Raw genomic sequence first — 21,864 nt, 5'->3', positions numbered from 1 at the left:
TCCATTTCAAAATAACTTGCGACACACATTGTGTGCCACGGCATTATTATTCCAGTGCCTCCTGTCTCAATTCCCTGAATCACATCCTAATTTTAAGACAATGATAAGATAACATGGAAGCCGAAGTCCTCTTTTTTAAAATTAGCTATTATTCCACTCTTTCTAAAATCAAGGTAGAAAGAACTGGTACCTTAACATCCGCATTACCTTTGATTAAATCCGCAAAGTCATCGCCAACCATTTTGTTATCGCGGGCAATTGGTCGCCAGCCACCTTCTGGTATCCATACTTTTACATCATTCAATTGGCCGTTAAAAATCACTACTAATTCATGACCTAGGCCGTGGTAATGCACGCCTATGATTTGATAGTCTGACTTAATCACGGTTACATTTTCAAAAATTTTTTGCTGGTTTTTCTCTGTAAAGAATGGGTATTTCTTCCGCAATGCCAATAACCCCTTAAAGTAGTTAACTGCATCATAATTTGAAGCCATTAAATCCCAGTCTATGCAGTTGATTTCGTCACCTGAGTTATAGGAATCCCTTACCCCATGCTTGGTCCGGAAAAATTCTTGGCCAGAATGGAAGAATGGAATACCAGCTGACAAGGCAATAATCGAATTCCCTAATAATTGCCGTCTTTTACGCAGTCCAACTGGTTCTTCCCCGTGTGATAAGGCAATTTTATCCCGTAAAGTATAGTTATCATGCACTTCAATATATTGGATTAATTGTTGGGATTGGGTCACGTTAGCGTCACGTTTTGACAAGTTCCCCCCACCTAAATAGGATGCAAGGACGGCTTGTTCTGTCATAAATTTACCCGTGATAAAACCCGGATCCGTTGCGTCGCCGTAATCCGATCCACGTACTTGGTCGCGGAGTTGGTCATTAAAGTAAGAAATGCGAGGGGTTTTATAAGCATTACGAAGGATAGCCTTCTTGTCAGAAGATAAAAGAGTTTCTAAGTCCCAACCTTCACCGTACATTAAAATGGATGGATCAATCTTATCCAGGGCCTCGCGGATCAAATTCAGGGTTTCAATGTCGTGAAGACCCATTAAATCGAAGCGGAAACCATCAATATGAAATTCTTCAGCCCAGTAAGTAATGGATTCAATCATGTAACGGCGGAACATCAAACGAGTTGAATCCGTCTCATTTCCTACACCTGACCCGTTTGATAAGTCGCCATTTTTGTTGTAGCGGAAATAGTAGTAAGGAACAGTTAAACCAAGCGGATGACGTTCATGTTCATAGACATGGTTATAGACAACGTCCATCACGACGCGAAGTCCTTTGGCATGCAAGGCTTGGACCATTTCCCGCATTTCTTTCAATCGGGCTACTGGATCTCTAGGCGACATTGAGTAGGAACCCTCTGGTACATTGTAATGCATGGGGTCATAGCCCCAGTTGTAATTATCTGGTCGATCAGACAATTCATCGACCGTTACAAAATCAGCCATTGGCATTAACTGCAGGTGGGTAATCCCTAGATCAGCAATATAATCTAAGCCGGTGGCAAATTCGTTGGCTGTTTTAGTCCCACTTAGCGCAAGGCCAGCAAATTTACCGCGTTTTTCCTTGGGCACACCGGAATTGATATTGGAGGTGAGGTCCCGGACGCTCGCTTCATAGATGATGGCATCACGTGCGTTAGCAAACGGTGGGCGTTTATCATTTTCCCAGTCATCCGGGTAACCTTCATCTAAATCAACTATGACAGACCGAGCGCCATTAACGGTAACGGCTTGTGAGTACGGGTCTTGAGTGATTTCAACGGTGGAATTAGGGAAGAAAATCCGATACATATAAGGGACATTTTTGTAATCACCTTCTAACTGAACGGCGTAGGTACCAGTTTCTAGCTCTTCTTCCATCTGGATAGCTTCATATTCGTTGGACGTGTCAGATTTGTATAAGAGTAATTCAACATCAATCGCTGTTGGGGTCCAAATACGTAAAAACGTACTGGTTTTTGAGTAAGAGTAGCCGAGAAATCCGTCATAATAATAAGCCTGATCAAAAGCATCCGACGCCATGGTTTCACGCATGCGCAAACTAATTAATTCAGGATCTGCCGTTTCAATTAAATCAAAAATCTCTTGGATGGTTGCAATATCTTTTGCCATAATTGCCTCTTTTCTTCAGCTCGAAAAATGTCTAATTTACATTAAGTTTATCATCCTTATTTTATCGACTTTCCCCCTAAAAGACTACAAAAAAACACCCTAAAAGGTGAAATCCCGTCCATTCAGTACAATATCACCATTTTTTGGTTATATCAGTGAATGTGGATGCCCTTTTAAGGTGTTTTAACTTGTTGTATTACTTTAAATGATGCTGAATTGATTATTCTGAAACAGGTGTTTCATCTGAAGTAGGTTCTTCTTCAATAACACTCTCTTGAGATGTATCAGTTGATTCACTTGATGCATTTGATGTTTCACGCGAGTCAGACCAACTGTAATCAGGTTCTGGTTCAGAGGAGTAGTAATCTACTTGAGCCGCCGCTTCTTCCGCTGCAATTGATTCTGAAATGTATGCTGCTTCAGCTGCGGCCGCTTCTTCCGCTGCGATTGATGCTGATTCGGCAATAGAAGCATTTTCAGCATCGATTGATGCTTGTTCTTCTGCTGCAATTGATTCAGCTTCTGCATCTAATGATGCTTGTTCTTCCGCTGCGATCGATTCTGATTCTGCTTGAGCATCTAGTTCCGCTTGCATTTCAGCAACGTCTTCATTTGCGCCGTCATAACCATCAGTGGCATTGATTTGCGTATCTTCAATTTGGGCCATTAAAGTGTTAGCCATTAATTGACTCGCTTCTTCAGAGAAACCTTCATCTGTAAAGCTATTTTCAAGGTTTAAGCTTTCTGAGTTATCACGTGCTTCGCTGTAAGCAGTGTTGACATCATAAACATTGTAGCCTGCTTCTTGCATAGCTGATAAAGTGTTGTCGTTATAAGTTACGTAGTCTTCGTCTTCAGACATTTCTTGACTTGAAGCTGGGTATTGCGCAAAGACGATTAAGGCAGAAGGCAGGTCCATACGAATGGTATTGAATAATTCTTCAATATTCGCTAAATGATCTTCTTCAGAAATTTCAGCTTCATAATCTTCTTCTACGAAAGTTGGGATAATCACTAATTGTGGATTGGCTTCAGTTAAGTTACTAGAGTATTGTTCAACTGCATCGGCGGAAGTAATTTCTGTCCAGTCAACTGAGTGAACACTTGTGTCGTCAAAGCCAATTTCATTTAAACGGTCAGTGATAGTTGTTGTCCAAGCTTCTTGGTCTGCTTGGGTACGGGCAATCGAGATGGTTGGCACTTGTTCTACACTTTGCAGGTAGTATAAGTAATGAAGCGCTGTTGTTTCCCCGCGGTTGTCCGTAAATGCTTGCACCATATCTTCTGCATTATATTCTTCTGGTGTTGATGGTGCTGTTTGGTTCATATCTACAGACATTGAGGAAAATGTGCTGGCTTGGTCCGCCAACATATTTCGCTGGCGTGAGCGATAAACAAAATAGCTACCTCCCACTAATACCAATGAAATGACAATAAAGACTGCTGTCAAGACCATTTGGTTTTTATTTGACTTTCTATTCATGCTTGAGCTCCTTTATACAAACTTTTCCCATTGTTTATTCTATCATATAACAAAATTAAGCCAAACTGAATTAAATCTTTTAGGTTTTTTTAAGAATATGAGCGTAGGCAATTAGCCTACTCTTTCAATTTTCATTATGATATAATATTTTATGTTACAACCTAGCTAGGTGTAGAAAGTAGGTTTGGTGATGAGAAACCCTAAAGAAGGTGAATTCATCACAGTCAAAAGCTACAAGCACGATGGTTCCTTACATCGCACTTGGCGAGATTCTATGGTTTTAAAAACAAGTGACCAAAGTATCATTGCTTGCAATGATCATACCTTGGTTGTTGATTTTGACGGTAGACGATGGGTGACTAGAGAACCCGCCCTACTATATTTTCATAAGCACTATTGGTTCAATATTATTACAATGATTCGTCCGAACGGCATATCTTATTATTGTAATTTAGCATCCCCTTACGTATTGGATGACGAAGCCTTGAAATATATCGATTATGATTTAGATATCAAGATTTTTCCTGATGGTAAGCGGAAGTTGTTAGACGTAGATGAATATAAAGACCACCGTCAATTGATGGGGTACTCGTCTGATATCGATGCTATTTTAAAAGATAACGTTCAGGAACTTGTACGTTGGATTAATGAGGAAAAAGGACCTTTTTCTAAAGAGTATGTAGATATTTGGTACGAACGCTATTGTCAGTTAAGTCACAAACGCAAAAAATAAATCATAGTAATAGACCATATGTAGATAAAGACTGTGGTGAAATAAAAGTGATGTGATTTTAAGCAAGCGGTGTGGGCCCTGGACCAACACCTATAAGACTTCATCCATCCTGAATATTCACGACAATTTAAACAAATGGCTACGACAGCAAAAGTCGTAGCCATTTGTTTTTTTTGATTATTTAATATTGTGGTGACTATCTTTTTGATAATCTTCATAAGCTTGCCAAACTTTCATTTGCACAGTTGGAAAGGCATAGTCATCAAATTGATGGGGCGCTACCCAGGCATAATCCGCCTCACCAGAAGTAATCATATCATTGATTCTCTTTTCGTCCGCAGGTTTTAATTGGCCGTAGGTTAATTGGATATGCCAAATCAAATGGGTGAAGACATGTTTAACTTGGCCGACTTCCTTACGCATGAATATTGGCGAAATCCCGTAAGTTTCCTGACTTTCAGCTAGTAAAAAGGCTGTTTTCTCATTTGCAGGCAGATCTTGATTGGCACTTGTCCCCAAATCGATTAAGGGTACTGTCCACAAGTTATTCAGCAATTTGTGTTGCGTCCTTTTCTCAATCAATACTTGTCCTTTAGCATTTTGTAAGATAAGGGCCTGGTAATACACGGGTTTGGCCTTGGCTTTCTTACTTTTAACCGGGTAGTTGTCGGTGGTCCCGGTCAGGGTTGCCATTGTAAAATCACGCAATGGCGACAATTCGGGCATGGCTTTCTTCGGCGTTTCAAATGATGAACCGAGGTCCATGATGGCCTGGTTGAAGTCTCCTGGACGGTCGGGATCTACTAGGTATTGGCCGACCGCTTCAAAAATCTTCCGGTTGGCCGGCTTTTGAATATCTGCATTGATCATAAACAAGCGAGAAATGACCCGCATGGCGTTGCCGTCAATGGCTGGCACGGGGATACCAAAGGCGATAGACCCGATGGCACCTGCTGTATAAGGACCAATCCCCTTCAACCTTTTGATGTCGGCTAAATTATCTGGAAAAATCCCCTCGTGGTCCGCCATAATTTGTTGGGCCGCTGCCTGCATATTACGTACCCTTGAGTAATAACCCAAACCTTCCCAAACTTTCAACAATTGGTCCTCTTCTGCTTCCGCTAAAGCTTTGATGGTCGGAAAAGCAGCCAGAAAGCGGGCGTAATAGCCAATCACGGTATCTACCCGAGTTTGTTGCAACATAATTTCTGACACCCAAATCCGGTATGGGTCCTTAGATTCCCGCCAAGGTAGACGGCGGCTTTCCTTGTCATACCAGTCTAGAAAAGTCTTTCTAAAGTCCTGGTTGGTAACTGGTCCCCAAACTTGAACACCTTCAATTACCGGTCCCAAGTCTTGGATAGCCGACGCATTCATATATAAAGACAGGTCGATATCTTGATTTACTTCAGTCACTACTATGCTTGCTCCTCTATTTCTGTTATATATTTTTCTCGTATTTACCTATATTAACATTTATCCATTTTCTTCCTCGTAAATATCAAGCGCTTGATTAATTAATTCTGACGGATATCCCTTATTGTAGAGCATCCCCTTCACTTTAAAGGTCAATTCTCGGCCCGAAAGTTTCTTATACCGGCGCATATATTTTTCCAAGTCTTTCTGTAAGACAGCCAATTCCTGGTCCTCATCATGGTAATGATCAGCCAGTTGCTGCATCAACTCTTGAATCAAATCACTGTCAAATCCCTTTTGCACCAAGTATTGTTTGGTTTTTTGACTAGCATTTCGGTGCGACGCTTTTCGCAACTGCTTGTGAAAGTATTTTTCCGCAATCGCATAAGCATTTTCAACCTCAGTATCCCGGTCATATTCATTCATGGACTGTTCAATTTCCTCTTCCCCAAGTCCCTTATTTTTCAACTCCCGAGCAATCACATTCGGCCCTTTTTTATTGATATTCATAGCCGTTCGCGTATAGGCCTGACCGAACATATTGTCATCGATCAGCTTGACCTCTTTCAATTTAGCAACCGCCTTCTCCATCACCTCAGGCTCAATTTCCTCCTCAGTTAACTTAGCCCGAACTTCCCTTTCAGACCGTAACTGGTGGCTCAAAAACCGGACCGCAAGCTGGTAGGCATAATCTTCCTTATCAATTTGCTGGATATCCGCAATAAAATTTTTATCCAACACTTGCCCCTTATGCAAAGCAAATTTGACCAAAGTATTCTCACTGACGCCAAAAGCGAATTGCCCCTTGATATAGACATTGAATCGCTTCTTATTCTTTTTCTGAACCTCAATCAAAGTAATTTCCCCAGCAACCACCTCATCTTCCGAAGATTCAGCCGGTAATCCCCCCTCTTGAAAAAGGGGGTTCGCTTTTTGAGCTCTTAACCCTTCAGCTTTGGCTAGTAAATCAGAGGCTAAGTTATCGGCAGTTGAAGCAGAATCTTCAATATTCGCTGATGTTTGATGACGGGGCGTTTGTTTAACCCTTGCTTTTTTCTGGTAAATAGGGGATTGTCCCCCTTCACTAAGCCCATTATCTGAATGTTTTTCCCTTGTATAAGAGTCTTGCTTACTTTTTTTATCGACCGCTGCTTTTGACGATTGCTTTGTATTACCAATGTCAGACAGCTTCATGGGGCCTCGTTTTTTTCCAGTCATGCACGCTTCCCTCCTCAAAAATCCTTGTATATGCTATATATTTTAGCACAGTAAAAGTTTTGGCAACAATTTCCGCTATTCACTTGTCACTTTTCTCCTTGAGGTCGTTCTTATTTGTGTAAGTCATCCGGAGGGCTTACACAACAAAACTTGGAGGGAATACCTATGAAAAACTTTGAATCTGCCAAATTAGAATTAACTTACTTGAACGTGGAAACGGATAAAGAAACACGCATTACTTTAAATGGTTTAATTGAAAACCCAGATACAGATAAAGTAAATGCTTTAGCACTTGCACTTTCTGACTTAATCGAAGACGCCTTTACAGGTGCCGAAGCAGTTGAACGCTACACTGTTGCCTAGTCACTAATAAGCCATTTACATGTCCCTATTGTCCTAAAGGAGGATTCTTATGATTGAAGAAACAAATGTATTCGAATTAAAGTTTAAAACTGCTGACAACAAAACACGTACTGTTACTATTAAAAATCCTAAAGCAAACTTAGATGCCGCAACTGTCGAAGCAGCCTTAAATGCTTTTATCGCTTCAGACGCTTTTTTGAACGAAGAAGGTTACAAAATCTTCCACTCAGCTGTTTCAGGACGCTATGTTAACCGTCAAGTTCAAGATATTTACACAACAGAACCAGTGGAAGCATAATTACACCGCAATGATACGAGGCTTGGATAATTTGTCCAAGTCTCTTTTTATACGCCATTTTTTATTGAATATTTTCCTTGATACTTCATTTATTCACAATCCTTTGGCTTACGCTTTCTCTATCATTTCCTTAAGAATAAGACGTGATCCAAGGCGCTCAGACAGGAGACGCTGGTAAAATAATGTTTTTGTAATTATTTTAACCACATAATCAAAAATACAAATTTTGAATATTTTAAAGTGGTAGGCCCTTTTCTGTCCCTTCCTTTTGGATATAAAAACAGTCGCATTCGTTCGTGGAACTTCAGGGCCACAAACGAATACGACTTTTCTTAGTTATTCTATTAATCAAATAGGATTATAATTCAACTTTAACAACTAGATTTCCGCCAACAGCATCAACAATTTCTTGTAACGTTGCTAATGAAATGTTTTGTTGTCTAGATTCTACACGTGAAATGTAACTTTGTTTACGGCCAGAAATTTCAGCTAGGCGCGCTTGAGAAATACCGCGTTTGCTACGAATTTCTAAAAGAATCTCTGCTGCGTTTTGTGTTGCTTTTTGACGAGCCGCTTCGCGTGGCTGTGCATTCGCAATTTTTAATTCTTCCATGTTCAGCCCTCCTTACCTATATATATTATACTACAAATTATTCGATATTAGTTATAAATTGCTTATAAATCTGACTTATTTGAAAAAACACCTATATAATGATACAACTTTTTCACTATAATTGCTAGTGAATCCGCTCAATTGTTAATATTTTTAACGAAGCAAATCTACATAAAATTTACTTATTGTATACGAACTACTTCACCGGGGGTTACAGAAGCCTCAGTTTTACCGTTCATTAGTAAGAATTCATCTAATGTTAAACCATAGTTAGTTGCAATTCGATAAGCATTGTCACCTGATTGAACTGTATACGTTCCAGCTGATGCCGTTTGACTACTTAAGCTAGAGCTTTCATCTGCTGTTGAAGAAGATGATGATGGGCTAGCACTTGAAGAAATCGATGACGATGAACTAGATGAAACATTCGGCGCTGTATAAGATGGATTATTCGATCTTGACTGCGCTAATGATGCTGAGTTTGCTTCATATTCTGCTGTTAAACTTGCTAAATCTGTACTGTAGTCTGCATTTTTAGTTAATGCTACAGATGATGCAACCACTGACGATTCACTAGTTTCGACACTTGAGTCCCCTAAAGATACACCCGAACCATTTCCACTAGTCGTTAACGGTTCAGCTGAATAATAATCTGAACCGCTTAATGGCTGTGAATCCACTTGTACACCTAAAGGATTACCCTCTTCAGCGGACGCTCTCCACGGAATAATCATCAACACGATAGCAGCGATCATCATACCCACAACCGTAAATTGTGTTGATCGAGATTGTGCCTGCCATTTTTCAATAAATTCACCTAGCCATGCTGGCATAGTATTTCCCCCACCTTGTAAAAAGAAATTATGTGGCCAAATGTACAAGAATTCAACATTCTACATACCTTTTACCACATATCGTATACGCTTAAAATTAAGTTATCCCAACTATAATACGCATATTCAAAATATAAGCGCCATAATCCAAAGCATTTCCTCATATTATAACACAGAATACCCATATAATTTAACTTATAGATTACCCCTAGATTGCAGTTGTGTTACAAAAAAAACAGGGTGTGAGCGAGATCGCTCAACTCAACAACACTGGAAGACTTGTGCCGTAGCACACAAAGTATGGTGCAAACTAGTTCTACCGCATTTAACCGAGTTGGTGCTGAAGCACTGACTCGACTACAAGGCGTTGAGTCGCTCCCCCTAGCCAATTTAAAAGACCCACGATTTTCACTGCGGGCCTCGTTTTAATTCAAATTTTTTTAGTCTTGGTCGTAACCGTTTGGATTGTTTGATTGCCATTTCCATGAGTCACGGCACATGTCAGCTAAATCATGCTCTGCTGTCCAAGACAATAATGTTTTAGCATATGAAGCATCTGCGTAGTTAGCAGCGACGTCACCAGGACGACGGTCTACTAGCTCGTATGGGACTTCAACGCCATTTTGCGCCACAAATGTGTTGACCAAGTCTAGAACTGAGTAACCAATTCCTGTTCCTAGGTTAACTGTTTCAACGCCTCGGTGGTCAAGTGCGTGTTTGATTGCGGCTACGTGTCCTTTGGCTAGGTCAACAACGTGGATGTAGTCGCGGACACCTGTGCCATCGTGAGTTGGATAGTCGCTACCAAATACAGATAAGTGGTCGCGTTTACCGATAGCCACCTGAGTAATGTAAGGCATTAGGTTGTTTGGAATATCTGTTGGGTCTTCACCGATTAGGCCTGATTCGTGGGCACCGATTGGGTTGAAGTAACGTAAGATCATCACTGACCATGTGTCGTCAGCTACTGCTAGGTCACGAAGGATTTGTTCGTTCATGACTTTGGTATAACCGTATGGATTGGTTGCGCTTGTTGGTAGGTCTTCTGTTAATGGTGACTCGTTGTCCATACCGTATACAGTGGCAGATGAAGAGAAGACAATTTTGTTGACGTTAAATTCTTGCATTACTTCAAGAACTGATATTAAACCGCCTAGGTTGTTGTTGTAGTATTTAATTGGTTTGGCAACTGATTCACCAACTGCTTTGAAGGCTGCGAAGTGAATAACCGCTTCAATATTTTCTACTTCAAAAATATGGGTTAACGCTTCTTTGTCTAATACGTTTGCTTCATAGAAGCGTGGGCGGACACCAGAAATTTCTTCAATTCGTTCTAAAACAACTGGTTTACTATTTGAGTAATCATCCACGATCACGACATCATAACCAGCTTGGATTAATTCAATTGTTGTGTGGGAACCGATATAACCAGTACCACCTGTAACTAGAATAGCCATCTTATTTCTCCTTTGATCATGCAATATTCAGCAGATTGCTTATGTCATTTATATATTTAAGTCTATTGTATCATAGCGTGAAAAAAGAAAAATATTAATAATCTGATAAATTTTAAAAAATAGATTTTCTTTATTGCTCTTCTTATTGTGGATGGCGATTATCTCCTAGCTGAAAAATATTTTCAAAGATAACAAAAAAGTTTGACTTGTAGTAACAAAAAATGCAACAATACACACTGAGTAGATATGTAACGCACATAGTCATCTCAATTAATTTACGACTGCCAATGCATCCAACTGCATTGGCTTTTTTTATCAAAACTCCAAGATACTCCATCTTAAAAGGTGGTTAGCCTTTTTACCAAATCAATAAAGATATTTAAATAATGCAATAATCTACCTGAATATTGCAGAGAAAACCTAACAATTACAGGGGGCTACATGTTATCATGGGATAATAAAATATGAGAGAACAGTTAGGAGTATCGAGATGAAGATTGGGATAGTAGGATTAGGTGTAATAGGCGGTTCGTTTGCGGAGGCGTTACAAACTGCAGGTTATCATGACATCTACGGGATTGATAGTAACCAAGAAACGCTTGATACTGCAGTTGAAATGGGCTTGATTAAGGAAGGTTTTCTGACTGGTGAAAACATCTTAGGTCAAGTAGACCTGACCATTATGGCCTTGTACCCAAAAACAGCTGTGAAGTTTATTGCAGCTAACCGTGACTTCTTTAAAGATGGTAGCGTCTTAATGGATACAACGGGGACGAAAGAAAACTTTATGGCCGAGCTGGCGACCGTCTTACCTGACAATATTGAGGTTGTCTACACCCACCCTATGGCAGGGCGCGAGAATAGAGGAATCGCCTACGCACAGGGGTCGGTATTTCAAGGGGCCAACTTCTTAATCACCCCAACTGAAGCCAATAACGAAGAGACTTTAGGCAAAATAGAAGCCCTAGCCACTGAGATTGGTTTCGGTAAAATCAACCGCGTTTCAGCTAGCTTCCATGACCAAATGATTTCATTCACCTCGCAACTGCCACATGCCATTGCGATTTCATTGATGAATTCAGACCACGAAAAACGCGAAACCGGTAAATTCACAGGTGACTCATACCCAGAATTAACCCGTATCGCCAAAATCAACGAAGACCTTTGGAGCGAACTCTTTATCGATAATAAGCATTACCTATTACAGTCGATTCAAGACTTTGAAGCCCAGTTAAACTTGATCAAAGACGCCATTCGCACCGACGACCGCGAGCAATTAAAAGAATTGTTCAGACATTCAACTGCTAATCGCTTGAAACTAGAAGCCGAAATGGACGAAAGAAAAAGACAAAGGTGAGAGCGAAACCGCTAAGCTCAACAATGCCTGAAGACTAAGGACCTATCACACAAAGTGTAATGCAACTCAGTCTGAAACAGACTTGAGCTGGTTGGGTGAACACGACTATAGGGTGTAAAAGTCGATTTATCCTCCTTAAAGATCACTATTTATTATCCAGAGACGTGATGTGTTCGCGTCTCTTTTTCTATCTAACAACAGCTAGGAAATACGTCGGCTCTTGCACTTTGATTTTACTTATCAACCATGACCGTCTTTTGGTAAGTCAGACTCTAGGCAATATATTCCTTTTTTCACAAAAGATAAGTTATAATGATTGGGATAATTATATTAAAGCGAAAAGAGGTTGAGATTTATGAATAAGAAATTGGGTATTCTTTCATTAACGGCATTGTCATTGGTGCTTGCGGCATGTGGGAATGGTGGCACAACAGCGGATAATGAGGAAGCGGCTAAAAGCATCAAGGTGACAGTGAACGGCGAACTGGCGTCACTTGATAGCATCTCTTCAACGGATTCACCAAGTCAAAACACCATTGCCAACGTAATGGAAGGTTTATACAGGCCTGCTGATAACGGTAGTAACGAATTAGGGGTTGCAGCTGAGGAACCAACCGTTTCAGAAGACGGTTTGACTTATACCTTCACCATCCGTGACGACGCAGACTGGTCAAATGGGGACCCGGTAACTGCACAAGACTTCGTTTATACCTACCAAAAAACAGTCACACCTGAAACCATTGGTGGAAATGCCAATAAATTCTATATGATTGAAAACGCCGAAGCTATCGCAAACGGTGAAGCTGAACCGGATACGCTGGGCGTTAAAGCCATTGACGATAAAACATTGGAATTCACCCTTGCGTCACCAACTACTTACTTCACTGACCTACTTGCGACGCCTTACTATCTACCAGTCAACCATAACGTAGCTACTGAACTGGGTTCTGACTACGGCACTTCTGCAGAAAATGCCGTGTACAACGGACCATTTGAAGTGAGCGACTGGAATTCAACAGAAATTGAATGGACATTAACGAAAAACGATGAGTACTGGGACGCTGACAATGTTGATTTAGACCAAATCGACTGGGTAATGTCTAAAGAAAACTCAACAAACGTAAACTTGTTTGAAGGTGGCGAACTCCAATACACTGAAATTACTGCTCCTTACGTTCGAGAATACCAAGACACTGACGTGTTACATATTGAACCTAAAGGGATGACTGGTTACATGGTATTCAATACCCAATCAAGCCCTACGAATAACGTTCACTTCCGTCGTGCCATCAGCCAAGCCTACGATAAAGAAGCCTTTGTTGACGCTGTCCTTGACGACGGTTCACAAGCAGCAGGTGGTTGGATTCCATCAGATTTTGGTTCTGACCCAGAATCAGGCATCGACTTCCGTGAAGAAAACGGTGATCTAATGACCTTTGATTTAGAAGCTGCCCAAGAAGAATGGGCCTTAGCCTTAGAAGAATTAGGTACAGACACAGTTGAAATTGAATTGTTAACTTCTGATACAGACACATCTAAAGCAACTTCAGAATACTTACAAGCCCAACTTCAAACCAACCTACCTGGTTTAACCGTAACTGTTCGAAACGTACCTTTAAAATCTCGTCAAGCAATCACTGGGACTGGAGAATTTGATATCGTATACGGTACCTATAACCCGTCTTACGCCGATCCAACTGCCTTCCTTGATTTCTTTATAACAGGTTCACCATTATCATCAGGTGACTTCTCAGACGCTACTTACGATGAATTAATGACCGAAGGCAAAATAACTAACGCCCTTGACCCAGCAGCACGTTGGGACAACTTCCTAGCCGCTGAAAAATACCTAGTTGAAGACGCTGCAGCAGTCAGCCCTATCTACCAAGGAGCATACGCAAACCTAATTGACCCAGCCTTGGAAAATGTCATCAACCAACCAAACGGGGTTGCGCAATACTACCGCGCAGCCACATACAACGTCACTGAATAACGTATTTGAACAACATACAACAACACACAAAATCCCTAGATCTAATCACACATAGATCTAGGGATTTTTGAATTTGTCTATTTAATCGAGGTAAACAAAATAAATAATAAGTGGTGAATTATTGAGTAAAGCGATCGAACAATATTACTTGGTATCATAGTCTAGGCTTGCATACGTAGCCTTCAAAATTTAAATCACTAAAGTTTAGAAGTAATTAATTTTACTGAGTATCCTATTCGTATACAAAGCCAAATTAAATGGCAGTTATGTAATACCTAGTATGCCGAAGGTTTCTATTTTTACATTTACTCTGCTGCTTTATTGACACTTTTAGCAACAATTTTAGAAACATTTGGGTTGAAAGCATTTGGGATAATATTTTCAACTGATAATTCATTTACAAGCTGTCAGCTAAGGAAACCTAGGTATTGATACCTAGGTGGAATTAGCGAAATAGACAGCTCTTTTTGTTGATTTTACTAGGTTATCGTTTATGTTTCCTCTAAATAGATAGTATAATGTATTTTAAGAGAAAAGAGGTGATAAGATGCAGTTAACGAAAACGATTAAAGTGCAATTATACCCAAGTGCTAGTGATATTGAAAAGTTCGAAGAAACTCAACAACAGTTTTTAAACGCTTGTAATTTTGTTTCGACATATATCTTTGACCATGACTTTGAATTAGGTCAAACGACTTTGCACAACGCCTTGTATCATCAGATACGTCAGGATTTTGGGTTGCAATCGCAAATGGCCCAGTCCGTGATGCGTACGGTAATCGCGAGATATAAGACCGTGAAAACACAGTTTAAACAAAAACCTAAGCGTTATAAAGATATCCATACAGGTAAATATCATACGCTATATAAAGACCTTTACCATTTAACGAAACCCCTAGGGTTTAAGCAACCAGTAGCTGTGTTCGTACGTAATCGTAACTACGCTTATCACCAAAACAATACCTATTCACTGACGACCAATCAAGGACGAATTAAAGTGTCTTGTGATAAGCAACATATCGATTATCTTCAACAATTTAGCCAGAATGCTTACAAGTTCGGTCAAGCTGAATTACTCTGTCGTAAGGGTAAGTGGTTCTTACACATGTCCGCAAGTAAAGAGATAGACAGCCCAGATGAAACGAATATTCAACGTATTGTAGGCATTGACCGTGGTTTAAGACAGATACTAACTATTGCGGATGATACAGCTCATACTACCTTCTATTCGGGTAAAAGCTTGATGAAGAAAAGACGGCGTTTTAAGAAATTGCGCCAGTCCTTACAAGCGAAGAACACCAAATCAAGTCGTAGACGCCTTAAAACAATTGAAAGACGAGAGAACCGCTGGATGAATGATGTGAACCATCAATTATCAAAGACACTCGTTGACCGATACGGGGCCAATACCTTGTTTGTGGTGGAAGATCTTACGAACGTTACTTTTAAAACGACTCACCACCGTAAGCAAGATGCACGGTATGAACACCATTCTTGGCGATTCTTCGATTTTGAAGAAAAGTTAATGTATAAAGCTTTAGAAAGTGGTTCGCAAGTTTTAAAAGTATCCGCACAATTTACGTCCCAACGTTGTCCGAAATGCGAATCAATTGATAGAGCTAATAGACAACAAGATAAGCACTTGTTTACTTGTCAAAATTGAGGGTATCAATCAAATGATGACCGTGTGGCAGCTATCAATATTCAAGAATTGGGTCACCGATATCTGTCGAGTGAGAAAAACCCGCGGTTTGAAAAAGTTGTGCCAATACAAAATTATTAAACGTAAAACAATATTCGGTAAGTGTCTACAGACCGCTTACTGATGGGGTGCCAGTCAACCATCCCTTAGTGTCTTTAAACGGTTGGAGATATTATATCGTTTGTACAACCACCATGTTTAGGACAAACTCTCTGTTTTAACAGAGAGTATTTGATAACTTACTCAAAAAATGAGGTCAGAATCATTCAACAACGATTCTGACCTCTATCTTTTTAAATTAAAATATTATATGCAAATCTGGAACCCACTCTAAAACGCCCAAATTACTGTTTTATCAACTATTCAAACACTTTTATTTAGCTATAACTGTCAAACGAAAAAGGAAGTGATTGCGGTTAAGCACCACAATCACTTCCTTTATTAGTTACCTTCTATTTAGCATAGCGACTTTCTTTGAAGTCTAAGCCCAAGTGGTCACGTAATGTGTCCCCTTCATATTCGTATGAATAGTAGCCACGTTCTGCAATCTTCGACAATATATTGTCGAAGAATTCGTCGTAAGCATCCCCAAATACTTGCTCATTCAACATGAATCCATCTGCTGCGTCATTTTCCAACCAGTAGATTAATTTGTCTGCTAATTCATCATATGTACCGTAGAAGTTTCCTTTTGGTGTAGCCGTTTGTAGGGCTACTTCACGTAGGGTTAAGTTCTCTTCTTTAGCTTGCGCTTTGATCGCGTCACTTGTTGAACGGAATCCGTCAGATCCCACTTCTCCTAAATCTGGGAATGGTGCATCCGGATCGTATTGTTTGAAGTCGTGGTGGTCGAAGAAGCGTGCTAAGTAATCTAGTGCTTCATCCAAGCTGATTAATTGTTGTAATTTCTCATAGTTAGCAGCAACTTCTTCTTCTGTCGCACCAGTAATTGGTGATAATGATGGCAAAATAACCACTTTTTCTGGGTCACGACCATTGGCTTTTACAGCATCTTTCACAGCTTTGTAGTATTCTTGTGCTTTTTCCAAGGTGCCAGCTGCATTAAAGATCACTTCACCATGCTTAGCCGCAAATTCAATCCCTTTAGGACTTGCACCTGCTTGGAAAATAACCGGTTGGCCTTGCGGCGTGCGTTGGATGTTTAAAGGTCCTTTTGAATTGAAGAATTCGCCTTTATGATTCAACACATGGACTTTGTCTTTATCGTAGAAGACACCTGTTTCACGGTCACGAACAAAGGCGTCATCATCAAATGAATCCCATAATCCTTTAGTGACTTCTAAGTATTCATTGGCCATGTCATAACGTAAGTCATGCTCTGGGTGGTTACCCTTGTTGTAGTTGCCTGCAGACCCTTGTAATGGTGAAGTTACCACATTCCAACCAGCACGCCCCTTGGAAATAATATCTAATGACGCGAATTGGCGAGCTACGTTATAAGGCTCAGAATAAGTAGTTGATAAAGTCCCAACTAAACCAATTTTCGAAGTAATTGGCGCTAGAGCTGATAATAAAGCGATTGGTTCAAAACGGTTTACAAAGTGGGGAATTGATTTTTCATCGATGTATAAACCATCTGCGATGAAGACGAAATCCGCCCCATTTTTCTCAGCTTTTTTCGTTAAATTGACATAGTGGTCAAAATTGATTGACGCGTCAGGTTCAACATCTTCAGCTTTCCAAGAGTTCATGTGAGCGCCAGCACCGAATAATAATACCCCTAGTTTTAATTGTTTTTTAGTCATGAAGATCTTCCTTTCTTTCTATTAAGAGTTTTGTTAAATAACTTGATGAATCAATAATGCTATTCTGCTTCTTTAGACTGGGTAATGTCTAACCCGAAGTATTCATTTGAAATCTCTGCCAAAGTCCCGTCTTCACTTAAAGTTTGAAGGGCTGCATTAAAGTCCGCAATGATTTGTTGGTTTTCTTCCGTATCTTTGAATGGGAAGCCGACTGGTTTTTCACCAAAAGTTTCATCAATCATCCGTAAGTCAAGGTCGCGGTTTTTAATTTGCGCAGTCAATTCTTCGTAGCCATTGACATAACCTTTCACATTGCCTGATTGAATATTGGCAACCGCAACTGCCATACTTTCTACGAATTCAAGTCCGATTTGGTCGTCAGTATCATACTCTTTCAATACTTCCGCATAGTTAGAGCCAACAACTGCATTCACAGATTCTCCGGCTAAGTCTTCAAGGGTATTGGTTTCCGTATCATCAGAGGCTACCGCAATCCCGGTAGACGCATAGAAGTAGTTATCTGTATACACATACGACTCCCGACGTTCAGGCGTATTGGCGAAGTTAACAGCGGTAGTCATTTGTCGCTCATCCTCGTTATTGTATGCATATTATCTTTGCTTGTGCTGACAGTTTAAAATCCTTTTTTGAGTAAAATAAAAACCCTTCCCAATAGGCAATAGTCCTATCAAGAAGGGATGACTGGTCAACAATCATGGTTCCACCCTTTTTCATATTGCCCTCGCAGACAATATCTCAGTCAGTAAATACTGACAGGCTTAACGGCCCCACCCGTCCAACCAGCTTTCACTGGTAGGATGCTCCAAGCGCACTTTCATTACCTGTATCCATCTGCTCTCATCAACACAGACTTTCTGTCCAATACATGAGTAATTACTCTTCTCTTCATCGCATGTCGTGATTAAAAAAATATCTTTTTCTTGAAGTCAATTTAACAAACCCGAACACCTTAGACAAGATTACTGCCTAGGGAAAACACGCCTCGTTTTGCATTTTTTGTTTTTACCCTTAGATAAAAGCATGTCTTAAAAGTTGATATCTAGCGGTTTCTAACCAATAATACATAGACTAATATTCGTAAATAACTATCAGAAATGATAAAAAAACTAGACAAATGATCACGAATTTAATTGCATTTTAATACAATGTTTGTATTAGACCCTCACCTGTAACCCCTTAAAAGACGAACTAACCCTATTCTTCAAGCAAAAAAAAACGAAACGTGGCCCTGTATCAGCTAGCCATCGTTTCGCCTGTTTGATTATGCAATTTTTTTCAAGCAATGACTGAATTAAATAACTGCAATTAATTACATCACTGCAATTTTTCAAATCCTTACAGCTTATAGAATCATTGTCCTTCTGCATTAAGGGACAATAGGCACCCCAATTTGTTCACGTAGGGTCGTACCTGGGTACTCTGTCCGATAAATTCCACGGTCTTGAAGGATTGGCACGACTTCATTGACGAACCGTTCAAAGGCACCCGGAATGTCACCAGCAATGATAAAGCCATCAACAGCATCCGCTTCAACCCAACGTTGGATTTCGTCAGCGATGTCTTCAGCTGTCCCAATAAAGTTTGGACGAGTCACCGCTTGTTCCAAGGCTACTTGACGTAAGGTCTGGTTTTCTTCCTTAGCACGTTTCTTAATGTAGTCTGTTGTCGAACGGAAGGCGTCTTTTCCGATATCTCCTAAATCTGGGAACGGTGCATCTAGGTCATAACCTGAGAAGTCGTAGTCATCGAAGTAGCGGGCTAGGTATTTCACTGCATTCTCAATTGGAATCAAGCTGGCAAATTCAGTATAAGCTGCCTCAGCATCTTCCAAAGTATCTCCTACAAGTGGGTTGATGCCAGGGTACACCTTGACCTCTTCAGGATTACGGCCAGCTGCTTTAGCCCGTGCTTTAATGTCATCATAGAAGGCTTTTACTTCTTCTAAAGAATTGGCATGGGTGAAAATCGCTTCCGCGTTCCCTGCCGCAAAGGCCCGCCCAGAATCTGATGATCCTGCTTGGAAAACGAGTGGTTCCCCTTGAGGTGAACGGCCAATGTTTAGGGGACCAGCCACTTGGAAATACTCTCCTTCATAGTTTAAACGGTGCAGTTTTTCAGGATCAAAGTATTGGCCTGTTTCCTTGTTTCTAGGGAAGGCATCCGGTTCCCAAGACCGCCATAAACCACGCACAACATCTAAATGTTCTTGGGCGATTTTATAGCGTTCACCGTGAGGCGGTAGCGTCCGGTTGTTGAAGTTCTCAGCCACCCCTGCTTGTGGTGTCGTCACCAAGTTCCACCCAGCACGGCCATTAGACAAGTGGTCTAGCGATAGCAATTGACGTGAAATAGTGAAAGGATCTGTATAGGTTGTTGAGAAAGTCCCCACTAAACCAATATTTTCAGTCACAGCCGCTAAACTAGACAATAAGGTAATCGGTTCAAAACGATTTAAGAAATGAGGAATTGACTTCTCAGAAATATATAAACCATCTGCGATAAAGACGAAATCAAATAGTCCTTTCTCTGCTAATTGAGCCCGCGTCTTATAAAAGTTTAAGTTGGTGCTGGCTGTTTCATCTACTTGCGGATGACGCCAACCATCTGTTGTGCCACCGATACCATGTAAAATTGCCCCAAAATGTACTTGTTTAGTCATATTACTTCACTCCTACTCCGGCTGCTTTTAGCCCATTCACCACATGTTCCAACCCTAAATCAATAATGCCTTGGTATTGCTTACTGTTTTTTTGACCAATTTCAACTACCGGCACATAAGAGACCCCGTATTTGGCATTCAAAATGTCTCTAAATTGGTCGTTTTCTGTCACGTCAATCAATTCATATGAAAGGTTTTCCTCTTTTAAGTAATCTTTGATTTCCTGGCAATAATGACAGCCTTGCTTGGCCCATAAAACGATATTTACTGCTTGTTGTTTGTCTGACATTCTTATCCTCCTGTAATTTCCCCTGCTAAGGCTTCAATAATCTCGAATTTCTTAGCGTAAGGAATGCCGATCGTATGAATCACAAAGTGGTTGGTGTTAAATCTCTTTGAAAAATCGTCTAGTTGCGCTTTTACCTGACTGGCTGTACCAACAAAGGCGCCGACTTGTTTTTCAAGGATTTTTGCGTCCTCAGCTTGGTGCAAGTCAGCATATTCTTCAGCGGCCGCTTGTTTGTTGAAGTTGACCCTTTTGCCAGAATTTAAAACCACTGTATAGGCAGCTTGTTCAGCAAGATAGGCTTTCCCTTCGTCCGGATCGTCTGTGATATAAACGATGACGGCAATTTTAAAGTCCCCTGATCCCTGATAAGCGGCTCTCGTTTTGTCAAGCGCTTCAAGGTCCGCATTGGCAAAGTAGGGATAAACTAGGCCGGTATCTTGAGTGGTCGCTAATTTGGCACTTTCTTGACTACCCCCAAGCAACTCGATGGTAAAGTCTGAACTAATTGCCGGTTGCAAGTCATAGTTTTCAGCCGCATAGGGATGGTCGGCCGGGAAATTATTGCGGATAAAACGGGTGACTTCGATAAATTTATCATCGAAAGATTGGACCGGTTTGATAAAGTCTCTTTGTAGGACCTCAACCGCCTCATCCTTACCACCTTGGGCCTTACCCAGCCCTAAAATCACCCGACCTGGCGCTAGTTGGTGGAGGAGACTGAACGACTCCGCCACTTTATATGGGACGTAATGTTGCAACATGACTCCACCAGATCCTACGCGAATCTTGTCCGTCTTGGCTAAGATGTAACCCACCAAAATTTCTGGTGCCGTACTAGCAATCTCTTTAGTGAAATGGTGTTCCGCCACCACAAAGCTGTCATAGCCCAACGCTTCTGCCTTCTGGGCAAACGCAACCGTCTTCTTCAGCGTCGACTGAGCGGTTTCACCTTCATAAATAATGTTTTGATCTAATAAACTTAAACTTAAAGCCATTCACTTACCCCCAATTCTTTCCAACTACCACCGTATGTCCTTTTTTTGAAAAATAAAAGCCCCTCCCTAATAAACAGTCTTGTCTATTAAGAAGGGGCGAAGAGTCAACGTTCGCGGTGCCACCCTTGTTCAAACTGCCCTCGCGAGCAATTTCTCATCCAGTAAATCTATACTAGAAAATTTAACGGTTCCATCCGTCTAACCAGCTTTCACTGGCTAGATGCTCAAAGGTCATTTTCATTACTGGTAAGCATCTGCTCTCATCAACTACAGACTTTCTGTGCCTTACCCCCATAATTACTCTACTCATCCACGCACTAGTTTATTTGAATATTTACTTGTATTTACTTATATTTGCTTTTATTGCTATCTGGACTTGCAATAAATTTGCTTGCACTCAATCTAACAAATTCCATTCACTAGCATCAACCTTACCGCCTAGCCCTAAAATTTCCAGATCCCTTTTTGGACAAAATGACGACACATCAAAAAATCTAGGAAAAGCCTTTGATCATCAAGCTTTTCACATCA

General features: G+C 40.7%; 18 protein-coding genes and 1 other annotated feature. Of the genes, 6 read left to right on the top strand and 12 right to left on the bottom strand.

Annotated elements, in window-relative coordinates:
• Positions 1-148: 148 nt before the first annotated feature.
• Together pulA and AWM76_RS02690 are read right to left on the bottom strand one after the other, a co-directional pair.
• On the bottom strand, positions 149-2,137 hold the full coding sequence (gene pulA / locus AWM76_RS02695) for a type I pullulanase (protein WP_003141248.1): 1,989 nt from the start codon (positions 2,135-2,137) through the stop codon (positions 149-151).
• A gap of 220 nt (positions 2,138-2,357) precedes the next feature.
• Entirely contained in the window at positions 2,358-3,620 is a 1,263-nt protein-coding gene (locus tag AWM76_RS02690) for a hypothetical protein (protein WP_003141246.1), read from the bottom strand.
• A gap of 190 nt (positions 3,621-3,810) precedes the next feature.
• On the opposite strand from AWM76_RS02690, the gene ntdP reads away from it, so the two are divergent.
• The gene (gene ntdP, locus AWM76_RS02685; RefSeq protein WP_003141245.1) at positions 3,811-4,353 is read left to right on the top strand and encodes a nucleoside tri-diphosphate phosphatase; all 543 of its coding nucleotides are present in this window, start codon (positions 3,811-3,813) and stop codon (positions 4,351-4,353) included.
• A gap of 177 nt (positions 4,354-4,530) precedes the next feature.
• Here the strand turns inward: ntdP and mutY are convergent, their stop codons facing one another.
• Both mutY and recX read right to left on the bottom strand, forming a co-directional pair.
• Positions 4,531-5,769 (bottom strand): A/G-specific adenine glycosylase, encoded by a 1,239-nt coding sequence (gene mutY, locus AWM76_RS02680; RefSeq protein ID WP_003141243.1) that lies wholly within the window; start codon positions 5,767-5,769, stop codon positions 4,531-4,533.
• 60 nt (positions 5,770-5,829) lie between these two features.
• Entirely contained in the window at positions 5,830-6,987 is a 1,158-nt protein-coding gene (gene recX, locus AWM76_RS02675; RefSeq protein WP_003141242.1) for a recombination regulator RecX, read from the bottom strand.
• Positions 6,988-7,152: 165 nt separating this feature from the next.
• Here recX and AWM76_RS02670 point away from each other — a divergent pair, with 165 nt between their 5' ends.
• Positions 7,153-7,350, top strand: coding sequence for a hypothetical protein (locus AWM76_RS02670; protein WP_003141241.1), 198 nt, complete (start codon positions 7,153-7,155; stop codon positions 7,348-7,350).
• A gap of 49 nt (positions 7,351-7,399) precedes the next feature.
• Positions 7,400-7,648: a DUF2922 domain-containing protein gene (locus AWM76_RS02665; protein ID WP_003141239.1), complete on the top strand. Its 249-nt coding sequence runs from the start codon at positions 7,400-7,402 to the stop codon at positions 7,646-7,648.
• A gap of 358 nt (positions 7,649-8,006) precedes the next feature.
• On the opposite strand, the gene AWM76_RS02660 is transcribed toward AWM76_RS02665, so the two are convergent.
• The 3 genes from AWM76_RS02660 to galE form a co-directional block, all read right to left on the bottom strand.
• A complete protein-coding gene (locus AWM76_RS02660) occupies positions 8,007-8,261 on the bottom strand; it encodes a helix-turn-helix domain-containing protein (RefSeq protein ID WP_003141237.1) in 255 nt (84 codons plus the stop codon).
• Between the two features lie 182 nt (positions 8,262-8,443).
• Entirely contained in the window at positions 8,444-9,094 is a 651-nt protein-coding gene (locus tag AWM76_RS02655; protein ID WP_003141235.1) for a LysM peptidoglycan-binding domain-containing protein, read from the bottom strand.
• Positions 9,095-9,534: 440 nt separating this feature from the next.
• Positions 9,535-10,551 (bottom strand): UDP-glucose 4-epimerase GalE, encoded by a 1,017-nt coding sequence (gene galE / locus AWM76_RS02650; protein WP_003141233.1) that lies wholly within the window; start codon positions 10,549-10,551, stop codon positions 9,535-9,537.
• Positions 10,552-11,041: 490 nt separating this feature from the next.
• Here galE and AWM76_RS02645 point away from each other — a divergent pair, with 490 nt between their 5' ends.
• The 3 genes from AWM76_RS02645 (at position 11,042) to AWM76_RS02635 (ending at position 15,564) form a co-directional block, all read left to right on the top strand.
• Positions 11,042-11,908, top strand: coding sequence for a prephenate dehydrogenase (locus AWM76_RS02645; RefSeq protein WP_003141231.1), 867 nt, complete (start codon positions 11,042-11,044; stop codon positions 11,906-11,908).
• Positions 11,909-12,263: 355 nt separating this feature from the next.
• Positions 12,264-13,901, top strand: a complete 1,638-nt coding sequence (locus AWM76_RS02640) for a peptide ABC transporter substrate-binding protein (protein WP_003141229.1) — start codon at positions 12,264-12,266, stop codon at positions 13,899-13,901.
• A gap of 547 nt (positions 13,902-14,448) precedes the next feature.
• Positions 14,449-15,564: an RNA-guided endonuclease TnpB family protein gene (locus tag AWM76_RS02635; protein WP_060779329.1), complete on the top strand. Its 1,116-nt coding sequence runs from the start codon at positions 14,449-14,451 to the stop codon at positions 15,562-15,564.
• A 491-nt stretch (positions 15,565-16,055) separates the two neighbouring features.
• Here AWM76_RS02635 and AWM76_RS02630 read toward each other — a convergent pair whose 3' ends face one another.
• The 5 genes from AWM76_RS02630 to AWM76_RS02610 form a co-directional block, all read right to left on the bottom strand.
• Complete coding sequence (locus AWM76_RS02630) at positions 16,056-17,369, bottom strand: LLM class flavin-dependent oxidoreductase (protein ID WP_003141832.1); 1,314 nt, start codon at positions 17,367-17,369, stop codon at positions 16,056-16,058.
• 59 nt (positions 17,370-17,428) lie between these two features.
• Positions 17,429-17,950, bottom strand: a complete 522-nt coding sequence (locus tag AWM76_RS02625) for a transporter substrate-binding domain-containing protein (protein ID WP_003141834.1) — start codon at positions 17,948-17,950, stop codon at positions 17,429-17,431.
• A gap of 806 nt (positions 17,951-18,756) precedes the next feature.
• A complete protein-coding gene (locus tag AWM76_RS02620; RefSeq protein WP_003141837.1) occupies positions 18,757-20,049 on the bottom strand; it encodes an LLM class flavin-dependent oxidoreductase in 1,293 nt (430 codons plus the stop codon).
• Position 20,050: 1 nt separating this feature from the next.
• A complete protein-coding gene (locus AWM76_RS02615) occupies positions 20,051-20,338 on the bottom strand; it encodes a glutaredoxin family protein (protein ID WP_003141839.1) in 288 nt (95 codons plus the stop codon).
• Positions 20,339-20,340: 2 nt separating this feature from the next.
• Positions 20,341-21,333, bottom strand: a complete 993-nt coding sequence (locus tag AWM76_RS02610) for an MsnO8 family LLM class oxidoreductase (protein WP_003141841.1) — start codon at positions 21,331-21,333, stop codon at positions 20,341-20,343.
• An 89-nt stretch (positions 21,334-21,422) separates the two neighbouring features.
• Positions 21,423-21,655, bottom strand: a binding site (T-box leader).
• Between the last annotated feature and the right edge of the window lie 209 nt (positions 21,656-21,864).

The organism is Aerococcus viridans (assembly GCF_001543285.1).
Taxonomy (GTDB): domain Bacteria; phylum Bacillota; class Bacilli; order Lactobacillales; family Aerococcaceae; genus Aerococcus; species Aerococcus viridans.
This window is presented reverse-complemented; position numbering and strand designations above follow the sequence as displayed.

What these genes read in the sequence shown, in the direction of transcription:
- AWM76_RS02645 (WP_003141231.1), top strand. Translation starts at nt 11,042, where the DNA reads ATGAAGATTGGGATAGTAGGATTAGGTGTAATAGGCGGTTCGTTTGCG.
- ntdP (WP_003141245.1), top strand. Translation starts at nt 3,811, where the DNA reads ATGAGAAACCCTAAAGAAGGTGAATTCATCACAGTCAAAAGCTACAAG.
- AWM76_RS02670 (WP_003141241.1), top strand. Translation starts at nt 7,153, where the DNA reads ATGAAAAACTTTGAATCTGCCAAATTAGAATTAACTTACTTGAACGTG.
- AWM76_RS02620 (WP_003141837.1), bottom strand. Translation starts at nt 20,049, where the DNA reads ATGACTAAACAAGTACATTTTGGGGCAATTTTACATGGTATCGGTGGC.
- galE (WP_003141233.1), bottom strand. Translation starts at nt 10,551, where the DNA reads ATGGCTATTCTAGTTACAGGTGGTACTGGTTATATCGGTTCCCACACA.
- AWM76_RS02640 (WP_003141229.1), top strand. Translation starts at nt 12,264, where the DNA reads ATGAATAAGAAATTGGGTATTCTTTCATTAACGGCATTGTCATTGGTG.
- AWM76_RS02660 (WP_003141237.1), bottom strand. Translation starts at nt 8,261, where the DNA reads ATGGAAGAATTAAAAATTGCGAATGCACAGCCACGCGAAGCGGCTCGT.
- pulA (WP_003141248.1), bottom strand. Translation starts at nt 2,137, where the DNA reads ATGGCAAAAGATATTGCAACCATCCAAGAGATTTTTGATTTAATTGAA.
- AWM76_RS02615 (WP_003141839.1), bottom strand. Translation starts at nt 20,338, where the DNA reads ATGTCAGACAAACAACAAGCAGTAAATATCGTTTTATGGGCCAAGCAA.
- recX (WP_003141242.1), bottom strand. Translation starts at nt 6,987, where the DNA reads ATGACTGGAAAAAAACGAGGCCCCATGAAGCTGTCTGACATTGGTAAT.
- AWM76_RS02635 (WP_060779329.1), top strand. Translation starts at nt 14,449, where the DNA reads ATGCAGTTAACGAAAACGATTAAAGTGCAATTATACCCAAGTGCTAGT.
- AWM76_RS02610 (WP_003141841.1), bottom strand. Translation starts at nt 21,333, where the DNA reads ATGGCTTTAAGTTTAAGTTTATTAGATCAAAACATTATTTATGAAGGT.
- AWM76_RS02630 (WP_003141832.1), bottom strand. Translation starts at nt 17,369, where the DNA reads ATGACTAAAAAACAATTAAAACTAGGGGTATTATTATTCGGTGCTGGC.
- AWM76_RS02690 (WP_003141246.1), bottom strand. Translation starts at nt 3,620, where the DNA reads ATGAATAGAAAGTCAAATAAAAACCAAATGGTCTTGACAGCAGTCTTT.
- AWM76_RS02665 (WP_003141239.1), top strand. Translation starts at nt 7,400, where the DNA reads ATGATTGAAGAAACAAATGTATTCGAATTAAAGTTTAAAACTGCTGAC.
- AWM76_RS02625 (WP_003141834.1), bottom strand. Translation starts at nt 17,950, where the DNA reads ATGACTACCGCTGTTAACTTCGCCAATACGCCTGAACGTCGGGAGTCG.
- AWM76_RS02655 (WP_003141235.1), bottom strand. Translation starts at nt 9,094, where the DNA reads ATGCCAGCATGGCTAGGTGAATTTATTGAAAAATGGCAGGCACAATCT.